Source organism: Serratia sp. MF1(2023), from assembly GCF_030954545.1.
Classification (GTDB): Bacteria; Pseudomonadota; Gammaproteobacteria; order Enterobacterales; family Enterobacteriaceae; genus Serratia; species Serratia sarumanii.
Genome location: NZ_JAVHUX010000037.1, coordinates 48,098 through 69,288, shown reverse-complemented (window position 1 = coordinate 69,288; position 21,191 = coordinate 48,098). Strand labels below are relative to the sequence as shown.

17 protein-coding genes and 4 tRNA genes are annotated in these 21,191 nt (G+C 58.2%); 2 read left to right on the top strand and 19 right to left on the bottom strand.

The features are described 5' to 3' along the window. Positions 1–561: 561 nt before the first annotated feature. The 19 genes from REA38_RS17715 to trxA all read right to left on the bottom strand — a co-directional run bounded on the left by REA38_RS17715 (position 562) and on the right by trxA (position 18,160). A tRNA-Pro gene (locus REA38_RS17715) sits at positions 562–638 on the bottom strand. 74 nt (positions 639–712) lie between these two features. Next, positions 713–799, bottom strand: a tRNA-Leu gene (locus REA38_RS17710). A gap of 41 nt (positions 800–840) precedes the next feature. Then, positions 841–916: transfer RNA gene (locus tag REA38_RS17705), tRNA-His, on the bottom strand. Positions 917–975: 59 nt separating this feature from the next. Further along, a tRNA-Arg gene (locus REA38_RS17700) sits at positions 976–1,052 on the bottom strand. 135 nt (positions 1,053–1,187) lie between these two features. Beyond that, positions 1,188–2,591: an amino acid permease gene (locus tag REA38_RS17695; protein WP_308886345.1), complete on the bottom strand. Its 1,404-nt coding sequence runs from the start codon at positions 2,589–2,591 to the stop codon at positions 1,188–1,190. 365 nt (positions 2,592–2,956) lie between these two features. Further along, the gene (gene wecG, locus REA38_RS17690) at positions 2,957–3,697 is read right to left on the bottom strand and encodes a lipopolysaccharide N-acetylmannosaminouronosyltransferase (protein WP_060429082.1); all 741 of its coding nucleotides are present in this window, start codon (positions 3,695–3,697) and stop codon (positions 2,957–2,959) included. 14 nt (positions 3,698–3,711) lie between these two features. Further along, positions 3,712–5,079, bottom strand: a complete 1,368-nt coding sequence (wzyE, locus tag REA38_RS17685) for an ECA oligosaccharide polymerase (protein ID WP_308886344.1) — start codon at positions 5,077–5,079, stop codon at positions 3,712–3,714. Continuing rightward, entirely contained in the window at positions 5,076–6,161 is a 1,086-nt protein-coding gene (locus tag REA38_RS17680) for a TDP-N-acetylfucosamine:lipid II N-acetylfucosaminyltransferase (protein WP_033636643.1), read from the bottom strand. Before REA38_RS17680 ends, wzyE begins: the two co-directional genes overlap by 4 nt. After that, on the bottom strand, positions 6,158–7,408 hold the full coding sequence (gene wzxE / locus REA38_RS17675) for a lipid III flippase WzxE (protein WP_308886343.1): 1,251 nt from the start codon (positions 7,406–7,408) through the stop codon (positions 6,158–6,160). The genes REA38_RS17680 and wzxE overlap by 4 nt, the downstream gene beginning before the upstream one ends. 1 nt (position 7,409) lies before the next feature. Further along, a complete protein-coding gene (gene rffA, locus REA38_RS17670) occupies positions 7,410–8,540 on the bottom strand; it encodes a dTDP-4-amino-4,6-dideoxygalactose transaminase (RefSeq protein ID WP_033654008.1) in 1,131 nt (376 codons plus the stop codon). Continuing rightward, a complete protein-coding gene (rffC, locus tag REA38_RS17665) occupies positions 8,527–9,258 on the bottom strand; it encodes a dTDP-4-amino-4,6-dideoxy-D-galactose acyltransferase (RefSeq protein WP_033636639.1) in 732 nt (243 codons plus the stop codon). Before rffC ends, rffA begins: the two co-directional genes overlap by 14 nt. After that, positions 9,236–10,117: a glucose-1-phosphate thymidylyltransferase RfbA gene (gene rfbA, locus REA38_RS17660; protein WP_047569833.1), complete on the bottom strand. Its 882-nt coding sequence runs from the start codon at positions 10,115–10,117 to the stop codon at positions 9,236–9,238. The genes rffC and rfbA overlap by 23 nt, the downstream gene beginning before the upstream one ends. A 49-nt stretch (positions 10,118–10,166) precedes the next feature. Further along, the gene (gene rffG / locus REA38_RS17655; RefSeq protein ID WP_308886342.1) at positions 10,167–11,240 is read right to left on the bottom strand and encodes a dTDP-glucose 4,6-dehydratase; all 1,074 of its coding nucleotides are present in this window, start codon (positions 11,238–11,240) and stop codon (positions 10,167–10,169) included. Further along, complete coding sequence (gene wecC, locus REA38_RS17650) at positions 11,231–12,493, bottom strand: UDP-N-acetyl-D-mannosamine dehydrogenase (RefSeq protein ID WP_049195650.1); 1,263 nt, start codon at positions 12,491–12,493, stop codon at positions 11,231–11,233. The genes rffG and wecC overlap by 10 nt, the downstream gene beginning before the upstream one ends. Then, positions 12,490–13,620, bottom strand: a complete 1,131-nt coding sequence (gene wecB, locus REA38_RS17645) for a non-hydrolyzing UDP-N-acetylglucosamine 2-epimerase (protein WP_041037227.1) — start codon at positions 13,618–13,620, stop codon at positions 12,490–12,492. The genes wecC and wecB overlap by 4 nt, the downstream gene beginning before the upstream one ends. 86 nt (positions 13,621–13,706) lie before the next feature. Then, positions 13,707–14,759 (bottom strand): ECA polysaccharide chain length modulation protein, encoded by a 1,053-nt coding sequence (gene wzzE, locus REA38_RS17640; RefSeq protein WP_308886341.1) that lies wholly within the window; start codon positions 14,757–14,759, stop codon positions 13,707–13,709. Positions 14,760–14,779: 20 nt separating this feature from the next. Then, entirely contained in the window at positions 14,780–15,877 is a 1,098-nt protein-coding gene (wecA, locus tag REA38_RS17635; protein ID WP_103772982.1) for a UDP-N-acetylglucosamine--undecaprenyl-phosphate N-acetylglucosaminephosphotransferase, read from the bottom strand. 296 nt (positions 15,878–16,173) lie between these two features. After that, entirely contained in the window at positions 16,174–17,433 is a 1,260-nt protein-coding gene (gene rho, locus REA38_RS17630; RefSeq protein ID WP_004934188.1) for a transcription termination factor Rho, read from the bottom strand. 400 nt (positions 17,434–17,833) lie between these two features. Then, positions 17,834–18,160, bottom strand: a complete 327-nt coding sequence (gene trxA, locus REA38_RS17625; protein WP_033636629.1) for a thioredoxin TrxA — start codon at positions 18,158–18,160, stop codon at positions 17,834–17,836. Between the two features lie 131 nt (positions 18,161–18,291). Between trxA and rhlB the strand changes: the two genes are divergently transcribed. Next, entirely contained in the window at positions 18,292–19,578 is a 1,287-nt protein-coding gene (rhlB, locus tag REA38_RS17620; RefSeq protein ID WP_004934183.1) for an ATP-dependent RNA helicase RhlB, read from the top strand. A gap of 5 nt (positions 19,579–19,583) precedes the next feature. Then, complete coding sequence (gene ppx / locus REA38_RS17615; RefSeq protein WP_308886340.1) at positions 19,584–21,080, top strand: exopolyphosphatase; 1,497 nt, start codon at positions 19,584–19,586, stop codon at positions 21,078–21,080. The last annotated feature ends 111 nt before the right edge of the window (positions 21,081–21,191 follow it).

Below are 21,191 nucleotides of genomic sequence, written 5' to 3'. Positions count from 1 at the left end.
TGAGCGTGATGACGGGTTAGTCATCGTTCTCGTGGGCGATAGGCACCCTAAATCGGCTCTGCGTCATTCCCAGGGTTTATGAGGCCTAAGGCGAACATAAGAGGTGGAATGAGCATCTACGCTATAGATATTGCACTTGGCGTGCCAACTTTAAGGTTAAGGCCATTCCCAATAAAAAACGGGCCTCAATGCATTGAAATATATTAATTTTTAATTTAACCCTGTCTTTCCTGTTATATGCCACTCTCTGGCATTCCATACCAGCAGCCGTAATAAGAATGTCGCCTCAAAACGACGACTTAAGCCAAAGCCCATTTTGTCTTTTTAAATCAATCAATTATTTGTCTCAACCTGACGACAGCGCTGGATGGCGCTGTCGCTGAAAACCAACACGCTTGCCGACAGAGACAAAGTGCCCATCCTTAGATACGCAAAAAGCCCGCGCATTGCTGCACGGGCCTACCTTCGTCTCGCTTCGCGAGGCTCGAACCTCCTGCGGAGGTGCTCATCCTCATAAACTGCAGGCGTAAAAAAACCGACTTGCGTCGGTTTTTTTGAAAGTGGTCGGCGAGAGAGGATTCGAACCTCCGACCCACTGGTCCCAAACCAGTTGCGCTACCAAGCTGCGCTACTCGCCGATTTGTATTGCTCATACTACCCGATTTATCAGACCATTGTCCATATAAATCTTATATTTATCAGATATTTTGCGTGGTGCGAAGAGAGGGACTTGAACCCTCACGTCCGTAAGAACACTAACACCTGAAGCTAGCGCGTCTACCAATTCCGCCACCTTCGCACTGTCACAAAATACTGCTAAATCGTCACTTCGTCAGGAAGTGGGGTGGCTAATGGGACTCGAACCCACGACAACTGGAATCACAATCCAGGGCTCTACCAACTGAGCTATAGCCACCATTACTACTTCTTACTCACGCGGTAATATACCACCGCAGCTCCTGCGCACAAACTTAATGGCGCGCCCGACAGGATTCGAACCTGAGACCTCTGCCTCCGGAGGGCAGCGCTCTATCCAGCTGAGCTACGGGCGCGTAGCGCCGTTGCGGGAGGGGATACTACGGATTTACGCCAATCCTGTCTAGTGCTTTTTCGCAGAAATGTTGCGTTTGATTACGCTTTGCTCACTCCCGCGCACAAAAGCGCACTCCGTAGCCCCTTTTCGCCGTTTATTGGCGCGTTTCTACCCGATTTTCAACCGGATGATGTTTCTTGTGCATGCCGAAAGCGAAGTAGCACAGGCTGACGCCGGCTAAGAAAATCGCCCCGACCAGCAGGGAAATGCGCGTATCCGGGTTGATTCCCATGCCGACCAGCACGCAAACCAGAAAAGCGATGGTCAGATAGTTCACATACGGGAACATGATCGACTTAAAGCTGTGGTTTTTGATCGCTTCCTTATGGGCGCGGCGGAAATAGAGTTGGCTTATCAGCACCACGAACCACGGCACCATGCCCGGCAGCACGCTCGCGCTGTAGACATAAACGAACACCTGCTCCGGATTCGGGATGATGTAGTTCAGCGCGGAGCCCACCAACAGGCAGCCGATGGTGACGGCGATGCAGTTCACCGGCACGCCGCTGGCGGAAAGCTTGGTGAGCGCCGCCGGCAGTTGGCGGTTCTTGGCCAGGGCGTACAGCATGCGGCCGCCGCTGTACATGCCGCTGTTGCAACCGGAGAGCGCGGCGGTCAACACCACGAAGTTGATGATGCCGGCGGCGGCAACGATGCCGATCTTGGCGAAGGTCAGCACGAACGGGCTGCCGGTGGTGCCGATGCCGTTCCACGGGAAGATGGTGACAATGACGAAGATCGCACCGACATAGAAGATCAGGATGCGCCACAGGATATTGTTGATCGCGCGTTTCAGCGTCACCTGCGGGTTCTTGGCTTCCCCGGCGGTGATGCCCACCAGTTCAACCCCCTGATAGGACGCCACCACGATGCACAGCGCAAACAGGAAGCCTTTCCAGCCGCCGGCAAAGAAACCGCCGTGCGCCGTCAAATTGGCGAAACCGATAGGTTCACCGCCGTTGCCGAAGCCGAAGAGGATCACCCCCAGCCCCACCAGAATCATCACGATGATGGTGGTGACCTTGATCATGGCGAACCAGAACTCCAGCTCACCGTACAGGCGCACCGCCGCCAGGTTGGCCAACGCGACCATCGCCACGGCGATCAGCGCCGGCACCCACTGCGGTATTTCCGGGAACCAGAACTGCACATACACCCCGATGGCGGTGATTTCAGAAATGCCGACGGCAATCCACATAAACCAGTAGCCCCAGGCGGTCAGGTAACCGAAGTAGGGATTCATGTACTTATGCGCGTAAACGGCAAACGACCCGGCGACCGGCTCGAGGAACAGCATTTCCCCCATCGAACGCATAATGAAGAACACGAACAGCCCGGCGATAATGTAAGCCAGCAGCACCGACGGCCCCGCCCATTTCAGCGTACTGGCCGAGCCCATAAACAGGCCGACACCGATGGTGCCCCCCAGAGCGATAAGCTCGATATGCCGGGCCTCAAGGCCCCGGTGTAGCCCTTGCGGTTTCTCTTTGTGTACCATAAATCCTCAATAATTTTTCTCGGGTCGTGTTTGCCTGCCGGCCGCTGCCGGTCGTTATTGTCATTATTAAAAGAATAAATCATCCCCTGCCGATCGGATTGGCATCAACGGGTTGTCGGAGCGAAGTGACCGTGAGAAGGACATCGTTCAGCGCTGTCGCATCAAGCTTCAGCGGCCAGGGATAATTTCCGGGCGGTATCGTTTCGCATTTCGCCGCTATAAGCAAACCGCAATTTAAAACTTTATGGAATAAATGCGACGACGTTTAGGGCCGAGGGTTATAGATATGCGGGAGAAACGCGCAAAAGCAGATTATTGGTACAGCAGACCGGAGCGGAACAGCACTTTCCGCCCCGGATGAGGGGTTACATCTTGCCGCTGTAGTAGTAGCCGACAAACTTCAACAGCTTCAACTGCCGGCCGATGCGGCTGGGTTGGCTGAGCAGGCGGTAGAGCCATTCCAGACCGAGGTTCTGCCACACCTTGGGCGCACGCTTCACATGGCCGGTAAAGACGTCGTAGGTGCCGCCCACGCCCATATACAGCGCCTGCGGATGCACCTTGCGGCAGTCGCGCATCAGAATCTCCTGCTTCGGCGATCCCATCGCCACCGTCACGATCGCGGCGCCGCTGGCACGAATACGCTCGAACAGCGCCTCGCGCTGATCCGGTTTGAAGTAGCCGTCCTGGCTGCCCACCAGGTTGACATTCCACTGGCTGCGCAGCTTTTGCTCGGTTTCCGCCAAAACCTCCGGCTTGCCGCCGACCAGGAAGACCGGCGTGCCTTCACGGCCGGCGCGTTGCATCAAGGCTTCCCACAGATCGGCGCCCGCAACGCGCGAAACGTCCGCCGCCGGGTATTTGCGGCGAATCGAGCGCACCATGCTGATGCCGTCGGCGTACTTGTACTCCGCCTCATCCAGCAACGCATGCAGCGCCTGGTCCTCTTCCGCCTTCAGGATCTTTTCCGCGTTCATGGCCACCAGCGTGCCCTGTTTTACCCGGCCGTCGTCGAACAAAAAGTCCATGCAGTGCGCCATATCGCGAAAGCCCCACAGGCTGAAACCGCGCAGCTCATACTGCGGCACCGAAATCTTTGCTTCCATCGTTCTCATTACCCTTACAAAAGACCGTTAGCCCGAGGCGGCGACGCCAGCGCGCGGGTGCGCGTCACTCTGGCCTTGATCAGCCCGGCGGTATCGAACAGCCAATACAGCAACTTCGCCAGCACCAGACAGGCGCCGAAAATAATGCAGAAGAACACCACGCGCGACACGAATGAATCCACCCCTTCCCGCGCCAACACGATCATGTTGAACACCGCGCCGAAGCAGAACCCCTGCAGAATGGCCGCCTTATAGCGGTTCGGCTCGGTTTTGCCCAGCTCATACAGCCAGTCGAACCACTTGATGATCATGCCCACCAGAATCGCGCCAAGCGGGATAAACAGCGCGCCGCCCATCACCACCAGCGAACCGATCAGCGTCGGCGAAATCGCCAGCCCGGAGTGGTTGTTCAGCACTTCCCAGGTGAAGTAGTTGGCCGAGTTCAGCACCACGTCCGGCCGGCCGGGCCAGAGCCAGGTAGGGATAAAGACGTAGAAATCACGCAAGATCGGCGCCAGGCCCTGGAAATCGATCTTGTCGTAATTTTGCAACAGCAGCGCCAGGTTTTCCCACGGCGAGAAGGTATCGCGGGTCAGGTAGAGGAAAGTATAAAACGCCTCCGCGCCGCTGACGTCCAGGCTGTAGCGCTTCAACGCCAGCCAGAACATACCGACCACGCCGAATATGCCCGCCGCCGCCAGCATCCACAGCGTGATCCAGCCGCGCACGATGCCGATAAACAGGAACAGCGCGAAGGCGATGATGATGTTGGCGCGGGTGCCGCCGACGATCACGTAGGTCAGAATGCCGAACGCCACCGTCGCCACCAGGAACAAGAACCAGGCGCGCAGATCCTGCCGCAGGAAATAGACCACCAGCATCGCCGGAATGAAGAAGTAAAAGAACCGCTTGAGCGCCACACCGGACACGTCGCTGGAGAAAATCTGGCTGTAGGAATTGAGCTTGAACAGCAGGAAGCCGTTCTGCATGAAGAAGATCCCAACGGTACCGATCGCCACCAGCGCCAGCAGCACCCAGGTCATATGGGTTTCCACCCGGTTCATGGTAAACAGCGCAGCGCGCGGCTGTGTGCGGAGCTTGCGCAGCCGAGTCTTGTAGGTAACGTAATAGATGGCGTAAAACGCCGTCGCCGACAGCAGGGCGTACAGCAGAAACTCCACCGGCACCACCTCGACGTCAAACTGGAACACCAGCAGGCAGGTCAAAGGAAAACCGAAATAAAACGTCAGCAAATACAGCAGCGAGAAGAAGACGTTGAAGTTAAAGCGCACGCGCCGAAACTCCTGATAGGTCAGCGTCAGGATAAACGTCAGGCTGACCAGATAGACGACGAACAGGCCGCCGAATTGCGCCAACGTCATGAGTGCTCTCCCGCCGCCAACGCCAGGGCTTGCTGCCAACCGTCGACATAGTTCGGATTGAAGAAGGCGATCGCCTGTTTATCCACCGCCGCCAGCTGACGCTGCGCTTCACGCACCACCGCCTCGTCCAGCGAATCGCCGTAGAACAGCACCGGCAGATGCTGTTCCGCCAAATCCTGCCAGAACGGGTTTTGCCGGCTGAGCACGAAAGGCACGCCGAACTGAATCAGCAGGCACAGGGTGCCAATCCCCTGCTGGCGATTGAAAATGAAATAGCCGAGATCGCAGGCGCGCAGAATATTGAGGTAGTCCTCAAACGCCACCTGCTGCGTGAGCAGCTGCAGGTTTTTCTCGCCGAACAGCGGCAACCCGGCGGCGCGCACCTGCTCGATGTAGGCGTCGTTATTGGCCGGATAGCCCATCGGCAGGATCACGCGCACGTCGGCGCCGAACTGCTGATGAATCGCCTGCAGCGCTTCGATATGCCGATTGCTGCGATCGCCGGAGTTACCCACCAGAATCGTCATCGGCCCGGCCAGGTTTTTCTCGACGTGAACGTCGGTCAGCGCCGGATCCATGCGGGTCGGGAAGTACAGCAGCGAGGCCGGCACCCGCGCATGGCGCTGCTGGTAGTGGATCACGTCGCCGCGGGTAGCAAACACGTTCCCCACCCGCCCCTGCGCAATGCGGCGCAGCAAATAGAACAGCCGGAATTTCCAGCTGGTGGCGTCTTCATACAGATCGGCGCCCCAAATATGCCAACTGACCTGACGCGCCTTGATCTTGCCGCTCAGCAGCGCCAGCCACAGCCCCGGATTGAACTGGCCGTGCAGGAAGAAGCGCGCATCGCGATCGGCCTGAGCGCGCGCAATGACCGCCGCCGCCAGGCTTTTCTTGTCTGCGTAGGGCGCAATGTTCAGGGCGGGGAAATCTCCCAGTGCCGCCACATCCTTGGCCGCCACCATAAAATGCCGCGTCTGCTCAGCCGGCAAACGCGGCGCCAGCACGTCGTTGAAGAAGCGCAGCACCGTCTGGTTATGATGCGGGATATCGGATCCCAGAACGTGAATCAGTGTGGTCATACTCGTCTACGATAGATAAGAAATACGCAGCTACAGAGCGCGAAATACACGATGTAGGTTGCCATATAGGCCTGAGCCGCCCCCAGCGCGCCGTGCAGCGGGATCAGCCAGTGCGAGAACAGCGTCAGCAGCAGAAACTGGCTGACTTCCGTCAGGATATAGAAGCGCAGCGACGCTTTGGCGATCACCAGATAGCCGAACACATAAGCCCCGACTTTCAGCACGTCGCCCACCAGCTGCCAGGCAAACAGATCGCGCATGGCGACGAATTTGTCCGAGAACAGCAGCCAGATGGCGAAATCACGCAGCAGCCACACCGTAAAGCTCGCCGCCGCTACCGCCGGCAGCACGAATTTCAGCGAGCGCACGATCTCCCGCGAGATGGCGCCCTTGTCCGTCAGCCGCGACAGCGTCGGCAGCAGATAGACGGTAAACGAGGCGGTGATGAACTGCAGATAGGCATCGGAAATGCTGCTGACGCCCTGCCAGATCCCCACTTCATCCCAACCGTAATGCGCGGCCAACAGGTTACGCATCATCACATAGGCCACCGGCAGCGTCACCGAAGTGATCAGCGCCATGACGGTGAACTTGCCGAGGTTGCCGGCCACGAGTTTGTCCCAGCGCGGCGCCAGGTAGCGCAACGGCAGCGTTTTGCGCCGCCACAGCATCAGCCCGGCCGGCAGCACCACCAACGCCGGCACCAGTGCCAACCCCACCATCGCGCCTTCATAACCGCCCAGCTTGAAGCACAGGTAATAAGCCACCACGCCGATCAGGCTGCCGCCGATCACCGCCAGCGCATTGCCCATCGCGTCGCGATAGCCTTTCAGCACCGCCATAAACAGGTTGGCGTAGGCGATGCCCATCTGAATGAAAGCGACGGCGCGCACCACATCGACGTAATCGGCATGCCCGAACAGCCCGATGCTGATCGGTTCGGCGGCGAACAGAAACACCAGCGCCAGCAAGGTCGAAAAGCCCAGCACGATGCTCGACGCGGTGCCCACCGCCAGACGCAGACGCTGCGGATCCTGGTGGTACTCCGCCACGTATTTGGTGATACCGTTAAAAATGCCCGCGCCGGACAGCACGCCCAGCACGGTAATCAACTGGCGGAAGTTACCCGCCTGCCCCACCCCGCTGGGGCCAAACGCCACCGCCAGCAGTTTCACCACCAACAGCCCCACGCCGATTTTGATCAGCGTGGAGCCGGCGGTCCATATCGATGCTTTTGCCAACGACATATCAGGCAAAGAAACTCAGGATGGTATTGATTACCGTACGCTGATTGACATCAGACATATTGTAGAACAGCGGCAAGCGCACCAGGCGCGCGCTTTCCTGCGTGGTGTAACGATCTTCGCCGGCAAAGCGGCCAAAGCGTTCGCCGGCCGGGCAATCATGCAGCGGGATATAGTGGAACACCGCCATGATTTCGGCTTCCTTCAGGTAGTCGATAAAGGCCGTGCGCTCTTCGATATCGCGCAACTTGATATAGAACATGTGCGCGTTATGCACGCAGTCGGCCGGGATTACCGGCAGTTCGATGCGGCCTGACCGGGCCAACGGCAGGAAGCTGTCGTAGTAATTCTGCCACAGAGCCAAACGGCGCTGGTTGATGCGCTCCGCCACTTCCAGCTGGCCCCACAGGTAGGCGGCCTGCAGGTCGGACATCAGATAGCTGGAACCGATGTCGCGCCAGGTATATTTGTCGACCTGGCCACGGAAGAACTGGCTGCGGTTGGTGCCTTTTTCGCGGATGACTTCCGCCCGATCGATCAGGGCCGGATCGTTCACCAGCGTCGCGCCGCCTTCGCCGCCGGCGGTGTAGTTTTTGGTTTCATGGAAGCTGAAGCAGCCGATATGGCCAATGGTGCCCAATGCCTTGCCTTTGTAGGTCGACATCACGCCCTGCGCGGCGTCTTCCACCACGAACAGGTTATATTTCTTCGCCAGCGCCATGATGGTATCCATCTCGCAGGCCACGCCGGCATAGTGCACCGGCACAATCGCGCGGGTTTTATCGGTGATCGCCGCTTCGATTTTGGTTTCGTCGATGTTCATGGTGTCTGGACGCAGGTCGACGAACACCACTTTGGCGCCGCGCAGCACAAAGGCGTTGGCGGTGGAAACGAAGGTAAAGCTTGGCATGATCACTTCGTCACCCGGCTGGATATCCAGCAGAATGGCGGCCATTTCCAACGACGCGGTGCAGGAAGGCGTCAACAACACTTTCGCGCTGCCGAAACGCTGTTCCATCCACTGCTGGCAGCGACGGGTGAAACCGCCATCGCCGCACAATTTGCCGCTGCCCATGGCAGCCTGCATATATTCCAGTTCAGTGCCAACAACCGGTGGAGCGTTAAATGGAATCATGTCTACCTCTGTATAGCCAGTACGCGGTGCTTTCAATCACGGCACCCTGTCGTTGATAGAGTCGTAATGCGGCGATATTGCCCACCTGGGTCGCAACCCGCAGGCGCTGCATCCCCTGCTGCCGACATTCGGCGATCGCCGCCGTCATCAGCCTGGCGCCCACGCCCCGGCCGGATGCGCCGGGGAACGCCGCCAACAGGCCGATGCGCATTTCCTGGCCGCCAATGTCACGCAGGCTGACAAAGCCTTCGGGTTGCCCCTGGCTATCCAGCACCAGCAAGCATTGATGATCAAAGGTGCCCAGAACGGCCTTTTCGATCCACAAAGCATAAAACCGGCCGCTGTCATCAGGTTGATACCAGGGTGCGCGAAAGCGGCTGACGGTGAACGCCTGAGCCGCCGCGGTGCGCAATGCCGGGATATCGGCCTCGGTTGCCAGACGGGAGATCTGGGCGGCGGAACCCGGTTCAACCGCTAGATCACTCTCAAGAGCCAGAACCAGATCGACTTCGCCCTCAACCAGGCGAAATCCCAAATCAGCCAGGCCGTCCGCCAACGCGAGGTGCTGCGCGGGAATTTTGGCCTGCACCAGGTTATAAGCCGCCAGATCGGCCTCGGCAAGCGCCGGAGCCGAGGAGGAAAAACCGAGTTTCGCGCTGTCGAGCGCGAAAAACTCGCTTTCCCATGACAAAGGCTCAATAGTGGCGTGGACGCGCATGCAGCAGATCCAGCAAATACTTGCCGTAGCCCGTTTTGGACAATGAAGTGGCGGCGCGTTTCAGTTCCTTATCATCCAGCCAACCGTTACGCCAGGCAATTTCTTCCAGACAGGCGATTTTAAAGCCCTGGCGTTTTTCTACCGTCTGCACAAAGCTGCTGGCTTCCAGCAGGCTGTCGTGAGTCCCGGTGTCCAACCAGGCGAAACCACGCCCCAACAGCTCGACGGTCAGTTCACCGCGCTCCAGATACATCTGGTTGATGCTGGTGATTTCCAACTCGCCGCGCTCGGAAGGTTTCACCTGCTTGGCAAACTCCACCACCTGGCTATCGTAGAAGTACAGGCCGGTCACCGCCCAATCGGATTTCGGTTTCTTCGGTTTTTCTTCGATCGACAGCGCACGGAAGTTGTCGTCAAACTCCACGACGCCAAAGCGCTCAGGATCCATGACCTGATAACCGAACACGGTGGCACCTTCGGTGCGAGCCGCGACGGTTTTTAATTTCGGGCTGAAAGATTGGCCGAAGAAGATATTATCTCCCAACACCAGGCAGCAAGAATCGCCGTTGATAAACTCCTCGCCGATCAGAAACGCCTGCGCCAAACCTTCCGGCTTAGGCTGCGCAGCGTAGCTGAGATTGACGCCGAACTGTTCGCCGTTACCCAGTAAACGTTCGAAGGACGGCAGATCTTCCGGGGTTGAGATGATCAAAATGTCGCGGATCCCCGCCAGCATCAGCACCGACATCGGGTAATAGATCATCGGCTTGTCATAAATCGGCAGCAGTTGCTTTGACACGCCGCGAGTAATCGGATGCAGACGCGTACCGGAACCGCCGGCCAGAATAATACCTTTCATACGTACTCCAAAACCCGCCGCGCCGCCGCAAAGCGCGCGCGGCGTTAAATTAATCTGACAACCCCAAACGCTCGCCGGCATAAGAGCCGTCTTGCACCCGGCGCCACCAGGTTTCGTTAGCCAAATACCAGGCTACCGTCTTGCGAATACCGCTTTCGAACGTTTCCTGCGGCCGCCAGCCCAGCTCACGATCGATTTTGCTGGCGTCGATGGCGTAACGCATATCGTGGCCCGGGCGATCCTTCACGTAAGTGATCAGATCGCGGTAGTTCGCCACGCCCTGCGGCTTGTTCGGCGCCAGTTCTTCCAGCAGATCGCAAATGGTCTGCACCACTTCGATATTCTTGCGCTCGTTATGGCCGCCGATATTGTAAGTTTCGCCTACCACGCCTTCGGTCACGACCTGATAGAGCGCGCGCGCGTGATCCTCGACATACAGCCAGTCGCGCACCTGTGCGCCGTTGCCGTATACCGGCAGCGGTTTGCCGGCCACCGCATTCAGGATCACCAACGGGATCAGCTTCTCCGGGAAGTGATAAGGGCCGTAGTTGTTCGAGCAGTTGGTCACGAGGGTCGGCAAACCGTAGGTGCGCAACCAGGCGCACACCAGATGATCGCTCGACGCCTTGGAGGCGGAATACGGACTGCTCGGCGCATACGGCGTGGTTTCGGTGAACAGATCGTCGGTGCCGTGCAGGTCGCCGTACACTTCGTCGGTGGAGATATGATGGAAACGGAAAGCCTGCTTCTTCTCCGCTGCCAACGGCTGCCAGTAATGGCGCGCCGCTTCCAGCATGGTGTAAGTGCCCACCACGTTGGTCTCGATAAAGGCCGCCGGGCCGTCGATAGAGCGATCGACGTGGCTTTCCGCCGCCAGGTGCATCACCACGTCCGGCTGATACTGGGCAAATACCCGATCCAGTTCGGCACGATCGCAGATGTCGACCTGCTCGAAAGCATAGCGCTCGCTCTCGGCCACCACCGCCAGCGACTCGAGGTTACCGGCATAGGTCAGCTTATCCACCACCACCACGCTATCGCCGGTGGCCTCGATGATGTGCCGCACGACTGCGGAGCCAATGAAACCGGCACCACCGGTCACTAAAATACGTTTCAACGCCATACTCCTTTGGTATCAACAACCCATGTTTGTTTTACATCTTCCGGCCGGATGGCCTTGAACTGCTGGTGATCGACCAACATCACGATCACATCGGCCTGCTGCAACGCTTCCGCGATTGGCGTCAACGTCACATGGCCAGCCAGCGACTTCGGCAACTGTTCGACGTTCGGTTCCACCGCCAGCGTTTCGCCGACGTGCCATTCGGCGATCAGATGCGCCACTTCTACCGCCGGACTTTCACGCAAATCATCGATATTCGGTTTGAAGGCCAGGCCGAAGCAGGCAATTTTCACCTCGGACGCGCGCTTGTCGGTGGCGGCCAGACAATCGGCCACCGCCGCTTTCACCCGGTCGACCACCCACAGCGGTTTGCCGTCGTTCACCAGGCGTGCGGTGTGGATCAGGCGCGCCTGCTGCGGATTCTGCGCCACGATAAACCACGGATCGACGGCAATGCAGTGACCGCCGACGCCCGGCCCCGGCTGCAGAATATTCACCCGCGGATGGCGGTTCGCCAGGCGGATCAGTTCCCAGACGTTGATCCCCTGCTCAGCGCAGATCAACGACAGTTCGTTGGCAAAGGCGATATTCACGTCGCGGAAGCTGTTTTCCGTCAGCTTGCACATCTCGGCGGTGCGCGAGTTGGTGATCACGCATTCGCCCTCGAGGAAAATCTTGTACAGCGCGCTGGCACGTTCCGAGCACTTCGGCGTCATGCCGCCGATCACACGGTCGTTTTGAATCAGCTCCACCATCACCTGCCCCGGCAACACGCGCTCCGGGCAGTAGGCGATATTCACGTCCGCCGCTTCGCCCGCTTGCTGCGGGAAGCTGAGATCGCTGCGCGCCTGCGCCAGCCAGTCCGCCATTTGTTCGGTGGCCCCCACCGGCGAGGTGGACTCCAGGATCACCAGATCGCCTTTTTTCAGCACCGGCGCCAGCGATTTCGCCGCCGCTTCGACATAGGCCAGATCCGGCTCGTGATCGCCCTTGAACGGCGTAGGCACCGCGATCAGGAACGCATCGGCCGCCAGCGGTTTGGTCACCGCCCGCAGGAAACCGCCGTCGACGGCGTCCTTGACCACTTTGTCCAGATCCGGTTCGACGATGTGGATCGCGCCGCGGTTAATGGTATCTACCGCATGTTGGTTAACATCTACACCCACCACTTTTTTCTTGCGGGAAGCGAACGCCGCCGCCGTTGGCAAGCCGATATAACCCAGGCCGATAACCGAAATAGTGTCAAAACTCATAGTGTCACCTGATGATTCTTTAAAGCTTCGAGGATACGCTGACAGGCATGTCCGTCACCGTATGGGTTATGCGCCCGACTCATCGCGTGATATTCGCTTTCGTCCGTCAACAGCCGGGTCACCGCTTCAACAATTTTGGCCACATCGGTGCCGACCAGCCGCACCGTGCCCGCATCTATCGCTTCCGGGCGTTCGGTGGTGTCGCGCATCACCAGCACCGGTTTACCTAACGATGGCGCCTCTTCCTGAATGCCACCGGAATCGGTCAGGATCATGTAAGCCTGGGTCATCAAATAGACAAACGGCAGATAATCCTGCGGCTCGATCAGCATGACGTTGTCGATGCCTTTCAAAATGCGATTCACCGGCTCACTGACGTTCGGATTGAGATGCACCGGATACACCACCTGCACTTCCGGGTGATTGCGGGCGATCTCCGCCAGCGCGCTGCAAATCCGCTCAAAGCCGCCGCCAAAGCTTTCGCGGCGATGACCGGTGACCAGGATCAGTTTCTTGTCGGCGTCGAGGAACGGATAACGCTGTGCCAGGCCAGCCCGCAGCGCGGCATCGCTCATCACGCGGTCACGCACCCAGAACAGCGCGTCGATCACCGTATTGCCGGTCACGAAAATACGGTTGTCCGGCAGCAGCTCGCGCAACAGATTTTGGCGCGAGTTCTCGGTTGGCGCGAAATGGTACATCGCCAGGTGGCCGGTCAGTTTGCGGTTGGCCTCTTCCGGCCAGGGAGAATACAGATTGCCGGTACGCAGCCCGGCCTCGACATGCCCGACGGGGATGCGTTGATAGAACGCCGCCAGGCTGGTCGCCAGCGTGGTGGTGGTATCGCCATGCACCAGCACCACGTCCGGTTTGAAGTCTTCCAGCACCCCTTTCAGCCCTTCCAGGATGCGGCAGGTGATTTCCGTTAGCCCCTGGCCGGGTTTCATGATGTTCAGGTCGTAATTCGGCGTGATCTCAAACAACCGCAATACCTGATCCAACATCTCACGATGCTGCGCCGTTACGCAGACTCTTGCGTCAAAAGCCTCATCCTGGGCCAGTGCATGTACCAGCGGCGCCATTTTGATGGCTTCAGGTCTGGTGCCGAAAACAGTCAACACTTTCACAGCGACTCTCTTTTGGTCGGTTAATCGCAGGCCCCGCCTGCGAATCGGGCGCTCACGCGCCCTGCATCAGATTATTATATTATTTTTTAACTACGCGGCCGACGCGCCAAGGCAACGCCCGCGCCAACCAAAGCGCCCATCGCGCCCCACAGAATCAGCCAGAATACCCGGCGCGGGCTGTCGCGTTTTACCGGCTCTTCCGGCGTGCGCAAATAACGATAGGTCTGGAACTTCTCATCCAACGTCGGGCCAACGTTCAGCGTCGCCAGCATCGCACGGTTCTGATCGTAATCCAGGTCATAGGTCGGGCCGGAGGCCTGCAGACCTTCCAGACGCGCCTGCAGCATTGGCCGGCCCAGCAGGAACAGATCCGAATCCGGCAGTTGCTCGGCCGGGGTGTCGGTCTGCGCGCGGCTGATCCCCTGGCTTTCGGCGATTTTCAGCGCCTGCTGCGTGGTGTTCAGCTCGCGCTTGTAAACCGACTCCGCCACCGCTTCCTGCCGCTTGACCTGCGCCTTCATTGAGGTAGTGCGAGCGGCCCACGCCCCCTGGATCTCTTCGTTCAGGTGCAGGGCAGCGCGGTGGCTGGCGAAGGCCACGTATTGACGCAGCAGGCGGTTGGCGTCCGCGGCAGTTTCCGCCGTCAGCCTCACGCCGTCGTTCGGCACTTTCTTGTCGTCGCGCGGCGTGAACAGGATGTTGTTGATCAGCTCGTCGAGCAGCGCCGCATCCGCGCGGGCATCCCCTTCCTGACGTTGCTTGTAGTAATCGCTCTGCAGCCAGAAATCGCGACGCGTATCGTAAGCCGCCAGCTGCATGATGAACTCATTGTAGGCTTCGTCCGCGATGCTCGGCTGATCGCCGGCCGTCGCCGGCAGCGTGCGCACATCCAGATTGCGCAGGAACTGCTGCTGGGAGTAGTAACCGCCCAGCGCATTCACCGTGGGTTTGTCAGTGATTGCGGTCGCGCTCCATTCTTGCTTAACCAGATAAGAGACGATCAGCGCGACCGCCGCGAACAGCACCGCAATGCCGATAATCCACGGTTTGCCGCGCCACAGGGTGCAGCACAGGCCGCGGATATCGAGTTCGTTATCCACCGCCGGGGTATGCTTGTCAGACGTTGTTTCTGGATTCATCACAGCCAAAAAGCCTCTGGTTAAGATACTTGCTTGTTATCGCCCGAACGCCGCAGGCGACGCTTGATACGCTTAATGTACCGCGCAACCCGCCAGGCGCGCTTGATGCAGTAACCGTACAGGAAGAAAGCAAGCAAGAATAATGCCAACATAACCCACTCTGGGATAAAAGTCAGGCGTTCGCCGATCACGCCAACCGCCGCCAGCAATGCGGCCGCCAGGGTAATCAACACAAAAGCCTGCCGCGGCGTAAAGCCGGCTCGCATGATCAGGTGGTGAATATGTTGACGATCGGGAGAGAAGGGGCTCATCCCCTTGCGTAAACGACGATACATGATTGCTATCATGTCCATCAGCGGAATAGCGATGATCCACAGTGCGGTCACCGGATTAATCGAGTGTGCCTTGCCCTGCGAGCTTTGCAGCAGCAGCCAAATGGCGGTAAAGCCGATCAGGGTACTGCCGGCGTCCCCCATGAACACCTTATAACGGCGGCCGAGAATGCCGAGGTTGAGCAAAATATAGGGAACGATGGTGGCGATCATCGCAAAGCACCAGAACGCCATCTCATGGTGGCCGCTCAGGTACAGCAACAGACCCAGCGCGCCGAAGGAGACGCACGACAGCCCACCCAGCAGGCCATCAATGCCGTCGACCATGTTGAAGGCGTTGATCGCCGCCCATACCGCAAACAGCGTCACCAGATAGCCGAACGGCCCCAGCAACATCTCCCAGTCGCCCAGTACATGGCCGAAGCTGCGCAGATACAGACCGGCGAACACCATCATGGCGATGCCGACCAACGCCTGCACCAGGGCGCGGATTTTAACGCTGATGTCGAAACGATCGTCGAGCGCGCCCACAAACACCAGAATGCCGGCGCAGGTCAGATAAAGCTTGGCGTGCGCGATAGGTTGTTCGGAAATCCAAAACGCGAAGCACAATCCGGCATAAACGGAAATACCGCCGACCAGTGGAATCAGCCCCTGATGGCGTTTGCGATAATTGGGTTTATCTACCAGACCAATACGTTTTGCCGCCTTGCGGGCAACAAAGAGAAAAGCCAAAGAAAACAGGAAAACAAATAGAATTTCAGTACTCATAGTGAGTAAGTTCACAGTTAACAGATCTCTGTAGAAGATAAGGCAGCTTACCACGGGCAATAGCTTGTGCCATCGACCCCCGCCACCTTTCGGTCATTTCCTATGACAACGGTGATTCATGCCTATTTTCTTCGCATCGGCTGACAAAACGACAGCAGCAAAGCCGACCGGCACCGAGCCGACCGACAAACAAGATGAATTCTCAATAAGTCGAGGAAACAACTTACTTTTCCATTACTGCTACTTATCGTATCCGCCAAAAGCGAAAAACGCCACGACTAGGCGTGGCGTTCAGCGAATTTTTTAACGAATTATGAGCGTTTCATCATATCGAAGAATTCATCGTTGGTTTTAGTCATCGCCAACTTATTAATGAGGAACTCCATCGCGTCAATCTCACCCATCGGGTGAATGATTTTGCGCAGGATCCACATTTTTTGCAGCTCTTCGGAAGTGGTGAGCAGCTCTTCTTTACGGGTACCGGAGCGGTTGTAATCGATCGCAGGGAATACGCGCTTCTCGGCGATTTTACGCGCCAGGTGCAATTCCATGTTGCCGGTACCTTTGAATTCTTCGTAGATCACTTCGTCCATCTTCGAACCGGTATCGACCAGCGCGGTCGCGATGATGGTCAGGCTGCCGCCCTCTTCCACGTTACGCGCCGCACCGAAGAAACGCTTCGGACGATGCAGGGCGTTGGCGTCCACACCACCGGTCAGCACCTTGCCGGAAGCCGGTACCACGGTGTTGTAGGCACGCGCCAGACGGGTGATGGAGTCGAGCAGAATGATCACGTCTTTCTTGTGCTCAACCAGACGCTTGGCCTTCTCGATCACCATTTCGGCCACTTGCACGTGGCGCGAAGCCGGTTCGTCGAAGGTCGATGCGATCACTTCGCCTTTCACCAGACGCTGCATCTCGGTCACTTCTTCCGGACGTTCGTCGATCAGCAGCACCATCAGCACGCAGTCTGGGTGATTGTAGGCGATGCTCTGCGCAATGTTCTGCAGCAGCATGGTTTTACCGGCTTTCGGCGGCGCCACGATCAGGCCGCGCTGGCCACGGCCAATCGGTGCCGCCAGATCCAGTACGCGCGCCGTCAGGTCTTCGGTCGAACCATTGCCGCGCTCCATCCGCAGACGGGAATTGGCGTGCAGCGGCGTCAGGTTCTCGAACAGGATCTTGCTGCGGGCGTTTTCCGGCTTGTCGTAGTTGACTTCGTTGACTTTCAACAGGGCAAAATAGCGCTCGCCTTCTTTTGGCGGGCGAATCTTACCGGAAATGGTGTCACCTGTGCGGAGGTTGAAGCGGCGGATTTGGCTAGGGGATACGTAGATGTCGTCGGGACCGGCGAGGTAGGAACTGTCTCCAGAGCGGAGGAAACCGAATCCATCCTGCAATATCTCGAGCACGCCGTCGCCGAAGATATCTTCTCCGCTTTTCGCATGTTGCTTCAGAATGGAGAAGATAATGTCCTGCTTGCGCATGCGGGCAAGGTTTTCCAGCCCCATATTTTCGCCGAGAGTAATCAGCTCAGAAACCGGCGTATTCTTTAATTCGGTAAGATTCATAGTGGTGGGTTCTTAAACTCGGGGTATGTCTCGAACTTGTATCGTGAATGGTATGGCAGCGAGATGCGTGCCTGTTTACTGGACGTTCGATCACCGGGCGCAGAGCCGTCGCGGTAAGAAATGGCTTACATCGGGCGCACGCATTGACGGTTGAAGATCGAAGGTACCTTAAAAATGATTTTTGCAAAACCGTTTGATTGCCAAAACACGGGCTGAGTTCAGTTTACTTTCAACGCCAGTGATTCGACACAGAGTATAGCTTTAGATTCAAACTCTTTAGATTTAAAACTTCGGGCAAGTTCTATATGCAGTGTGGTTAAACTTAACACGCTTCTTGGCAGGCGTCTAGCGGTGAATTGAACATCACCGCCAGGCGCCTGATACTGGGCTTCCCGCCCGATTACAGATTCGCGTTCAGGAAATCTTTGAGCTGACCTTTGGACAACGCGCCAACCTTGGTCGCGGCCACTTCACCGTTCTTGAACAGCAACAGCGTAGGGATGCCACGGATACCGTACTTGGGCGCGGTAGCCGGGTTCTGATCGATATTCAGCTTGGTGATGGTCAGTTTGCCTTCGAACTCTTCGGCAATCTCATCCAGAATCGGAGCAATCATCTTGCACGGCCCACACCATTCAGCCCAGAAATCGACCAGGATCGGCCCTTCCGCTTTCAGCACGTCAGCGTCGAAGCTGCTGTCAGTCAGGTGAATAATTTTATCGCTCATGTTCTACTCCACAGGATTATGTCTACCTTGTTGGTGTAGCATTAACCAACTCAAGGTGATTTTATTGCACCGCGTTTATTTCAACGGATGTGCTTTCGTAAAGCAATAGTTAGCTGATATTCTACCACACTATGAGCAAAACACACTTGACTGAACAGAAGTTTTCCGACTTCGCCCTGCACCCGTTAGTCCTTGAAGCCCTTGAGAAAAAAGGGTTTCACAATTGCACGCCCATCCAGGCGTTAGCATTGCCGCTCACGCTCTCCGGGCGTGACGTTGCAGGTCAGGCGCAAACCGGTACCGGAAAGACGCTGGCGTTTTTGGCGTCTACTTTTCACTATTTGCTGACTCACCCGGCGAAACAGGATCGCCAGACCAATCAGCCGCGCGCCTTGATCATGGCGCCTACGCGTGAACTGGCGGTGCAAATCCACTCCGACGCAGAAGCGCTCTCCCAGAGCACCGGCCTGAAACTGGGCCTGGCCTACGGCGGCGACGGCTACGACAAACAGCTGAAAGTGCTGGAAAGCGGCGTGGACATTCTGATTGGCACCACCGGCCGTTTAATCGATTACACCAAGCAGAACTATGTCGATCTCGGCGCGATGCAGGTTGTCGTGCTGGATGAAGCCGATCGCATGTACGATCTCGGCTTTATCAAAGACATCCGTTGGCTGTTCCGCCGCATGCCTGCGGCCGATCAACGCCTGAACATGCTGTTCTCCGCCACCCTGTCCTATCGCGTACGCGAGCTGGCCTTCGAGCAGATGAACAACGCCGAATATGTTGAAGTGGAACCGGAACAGAAAACCGGCCACCGCATTAAAGAAGAGCTGTTCTACCCGTCCAACGAAGAAAAAATGCGTCTGCTGCAGACGCTGATCGAAGAAGAGTGGCCGGATCGCGCCATCATTTTCGCCAACACCAAGCACCGCTGCGAAGACATCTGGGGCCATCTGGCCGCCGACGGTCACCGCGTGGGCCTGCTGACCGGTGACGTGGCGCAGAAAAAACGCCTGCGCATCCTTGACGACTTCACCAAGGGCAACCTCGACATCCTGGTCGCCACCGACGTCGCCGCGCGCGGTCTGCACATTCCTGCCGTCACCCACGTCTTCAACTACGATCTGCCTGACGATTGCGAAGACTACGTGCACCGCATCGGCCGTACCGGCCGCGCAGGCGCCAGCGGCCACTCCATCAGCCTGGCGTGTGAAGAGTACGCGCTCAACCTGCCGGCGATCGAGACCTATATCGACCACAGCATTCCGGTAAGCAAGTACAATAGCGATGCGCTGCTGACCGATCTGCCGGCGCCGAAACGCCTGTCGCGCCCGCGCGGCGGCAACGGCCCACGTCGCAACTCCGCGCCTCGTCGCGGCGGCGCGCCGCGCAACAACCGTAAACGCTCGAGCTGATCGCCATGCTCAGCTCCAGCACGCTTTATGCTGCCATCGATCTCGGCTCCAACAGCTTCCACATGTTGGTGGTGCGCGAGGTGGCCGGCAGCATTCAGACCCTGGCGCGGATCAAGCGCAAGGTGCGCCTGGCGGCCGGGCTGGATCAGAACAATCACCTGTCGCATGAGGCCATGCAACGCGGCTGGCAGTGCCTGCGGCTGTTCTCCGAACGCCTGCAGGACATTCCGCGCGAGCAGATCCGCGTCGTCGCCACCGCCACGCTGCGCTTGGCGTCCAACGCCGATGAGTTCCTGCAGGCCGCCGAGCAAATCCTCGGCTGCCCGGTACAGGTGATCAGCGGCGAAGAAGAAGCACGGCTGATTTATCACGGTGTCGCGCACACCACCGGCGGGCCGGATCGGCGGCTGGTCGTCGACATCGGCGGCGGCAGCACCGAACTGGTCACCGGCACCGGCGCACAGGCATCGCAGCTGTATAGCCTGTCGATGGGCTGCGTCACCTGGCTGGAGCGCTACTTCAGCGATCGCAACCTCGGGCAAGAAAACTTCGAGCGCGCCGAACAGGCCGCGCGCGAAATGGTGCGGCCGATCGCACCACAGCTGCGCCAGCAAGGTTGGCAGATCTGCGTCGGCGCTTCCGGCACCGTACAGGCGCTGCAGGAGATCATGGTGGCGCAAGGCATGGATGAGCGTATCACCCTGCCCAAGCTGCGCCAGCTGAAACAGCGCGCCATTCAGTGCGGCAAGCTGGAAGAGCTGGAGATCGAAGGGTTGACGCTGGAGCGCGCGCTGGTGTTCCCGAGCGGCCTGTCCATTCTGTTGGCCATCTTCCAGGAACTGGACATCGAAAGCATGATGCTGGCCGGCGGGGCGCTGCGTGAAGGCCTGGTTTACGGCATGCTGCATCTGCCGGTGGAGCAGGATATTCGCATCCGCACCATCCGCAACCTGCAGCGCCGCTACCTGATCGACACCGAGCAGGCCGAACGCGTCAGCCAACTCGCCGCCAACTTCTCGCAGCAGGTCGCCAACGAGTGGCAGCTGGATGCGCGATGTCGCGAGCTGTTGCACAGCGCCAGTCTGATCCACGAACTCGGCCTCAGCGTCGATTTCAAGCAGGCGCCGCAACACGCCGCCTACCTGATCCGCCATCTGGACTTACCCGGCTTTACCCCGGCGCAGAAAAAACTGCTGGCCACCCTGCTGCAAAACCAGAGCAACCCCCTCGACCTGTCGCTGTTGAACCAGCAAAACGCCCTGCCGCCGCGCACTGCGCAGCGTCTGTGCCGCATTTTGCGCCTGGCGATCATCTTCGCCAGCCGCCGCCGCGATGACACGCTGCCGGCGGTGCGGTTGCGCGCCAATCAGGACGATGAACTGACGGTGATCTTGCCGCCGGGTTGGCTGGAACAGCATCCGCTGCGCGCCGAGGCGCTGGAGCAGGAAAGCCACTGGCAGAGCTACGTCCACTGGACGCTGCGGTTGGAGGAACAGCGTTGAAATGACCAGGGCGCGATTCACGCCTGAGGTTAATGGCAAACCTGATGACATTGCCAGGTTTACAGAAGACAGCATATAAAAAATAAGGAAAATCAATTCATTGATTTTCGA

Coding starts and splice junctions, on each gene's coding strand:
- wzyE (WP_308886344.1), bottom strand. CDS start 5,079: ATGACGTTGGCGCAATTCGGCGGCCTGTTCGTCGTCTATCTGGTCAGC.
- rffC (WP_033636639.1), bottom strand. CDS start 9,258: ATGCGCGTCCACGCCACTATTGAGCCTTTGTCATGGGAAAGCGAGTTT.
- wecG (WP_060429082.1), bottom strand. CDS start 3,697: ATGGAAGCAAAGATTTCGGTGCCGCAGTATGAGCTGCGCGGTTTCAGC.
- ppx (WP_308886340.1), top strand. CDS start 19,584: ATGCTCAGCTCCAGCACGCTTTATGCTGCCATCGATCTCGGCTCCAAC.
- REA38_RS17680 (WP_033636643.1), bottom strand. CDS start 6,161: ATGACCACACTGATTCACGTTCTGGGATCCGATATCCCGCATCATAAC.
- wecC (WP_049195650.1), bottom strand. CDS start 12,493: ATGAGTTTTGACACTATTTCGGTTATCGGCCTGGGTTATATCGGCTTG.
- REA38_RS17695 (WP_308886345.1), bottom strand. CDS start 2,591: ATGGTACACAAAGAGAAACCGCAAGGGCTACACCGGGGCCTTGAGGCC.
- rho (WP_004934188.1), bottom strand. CDS start 17,433: ATGAATCTTACCGAATTAAAGAATACGCCGGTTTCTGAGCTGATTACT.
- wzxE (WP_308886343.1), bottom strand. CDS start 7,408: ATGTCGTTGGCAAAAGCATCGATATGGACCGCCGGCTCCACGCTGATC.
- rfbA (WP_047569833.1), bottom strand. CDS start 10,117: ATGAAAGGTATTATTCTGGCCGGCGGTTCCGGTACGCGTCTGCATCCG.
- rhlB (WP_004934183.1), top strand. CDS start 18,292: ATGAGCAAAACACACTTGACTGAACAGAAGTTTTCCGACTTCGCCCTG.
- rffA (WP_033654008.1), bottom strand. CDS start 8,540: ATGATTCCATTTAACGCTCCACCGGTTGTTGGCACTGAACTGGAATAT.
- trxA (WP_033636629.1), bottom strand. CDS start 18,160: ATGAGCGATAAAATTATTCACCTGACTGACAGCAGCTTCGACGCTGAC.
- wzzE (WP_308886341.1), bottom strand. CDS start 14,759: ATGAATCCAGAAACAACGTCTGACAAGCATACCCCGGCGGTGGATAAC.
- rffG (WP_308886342.1), bottom strand. CDS start 11,240: ATGGCGTTGAAACGTATTTTAGTGACCGGTGGTGCCGGTTTCATTGGC.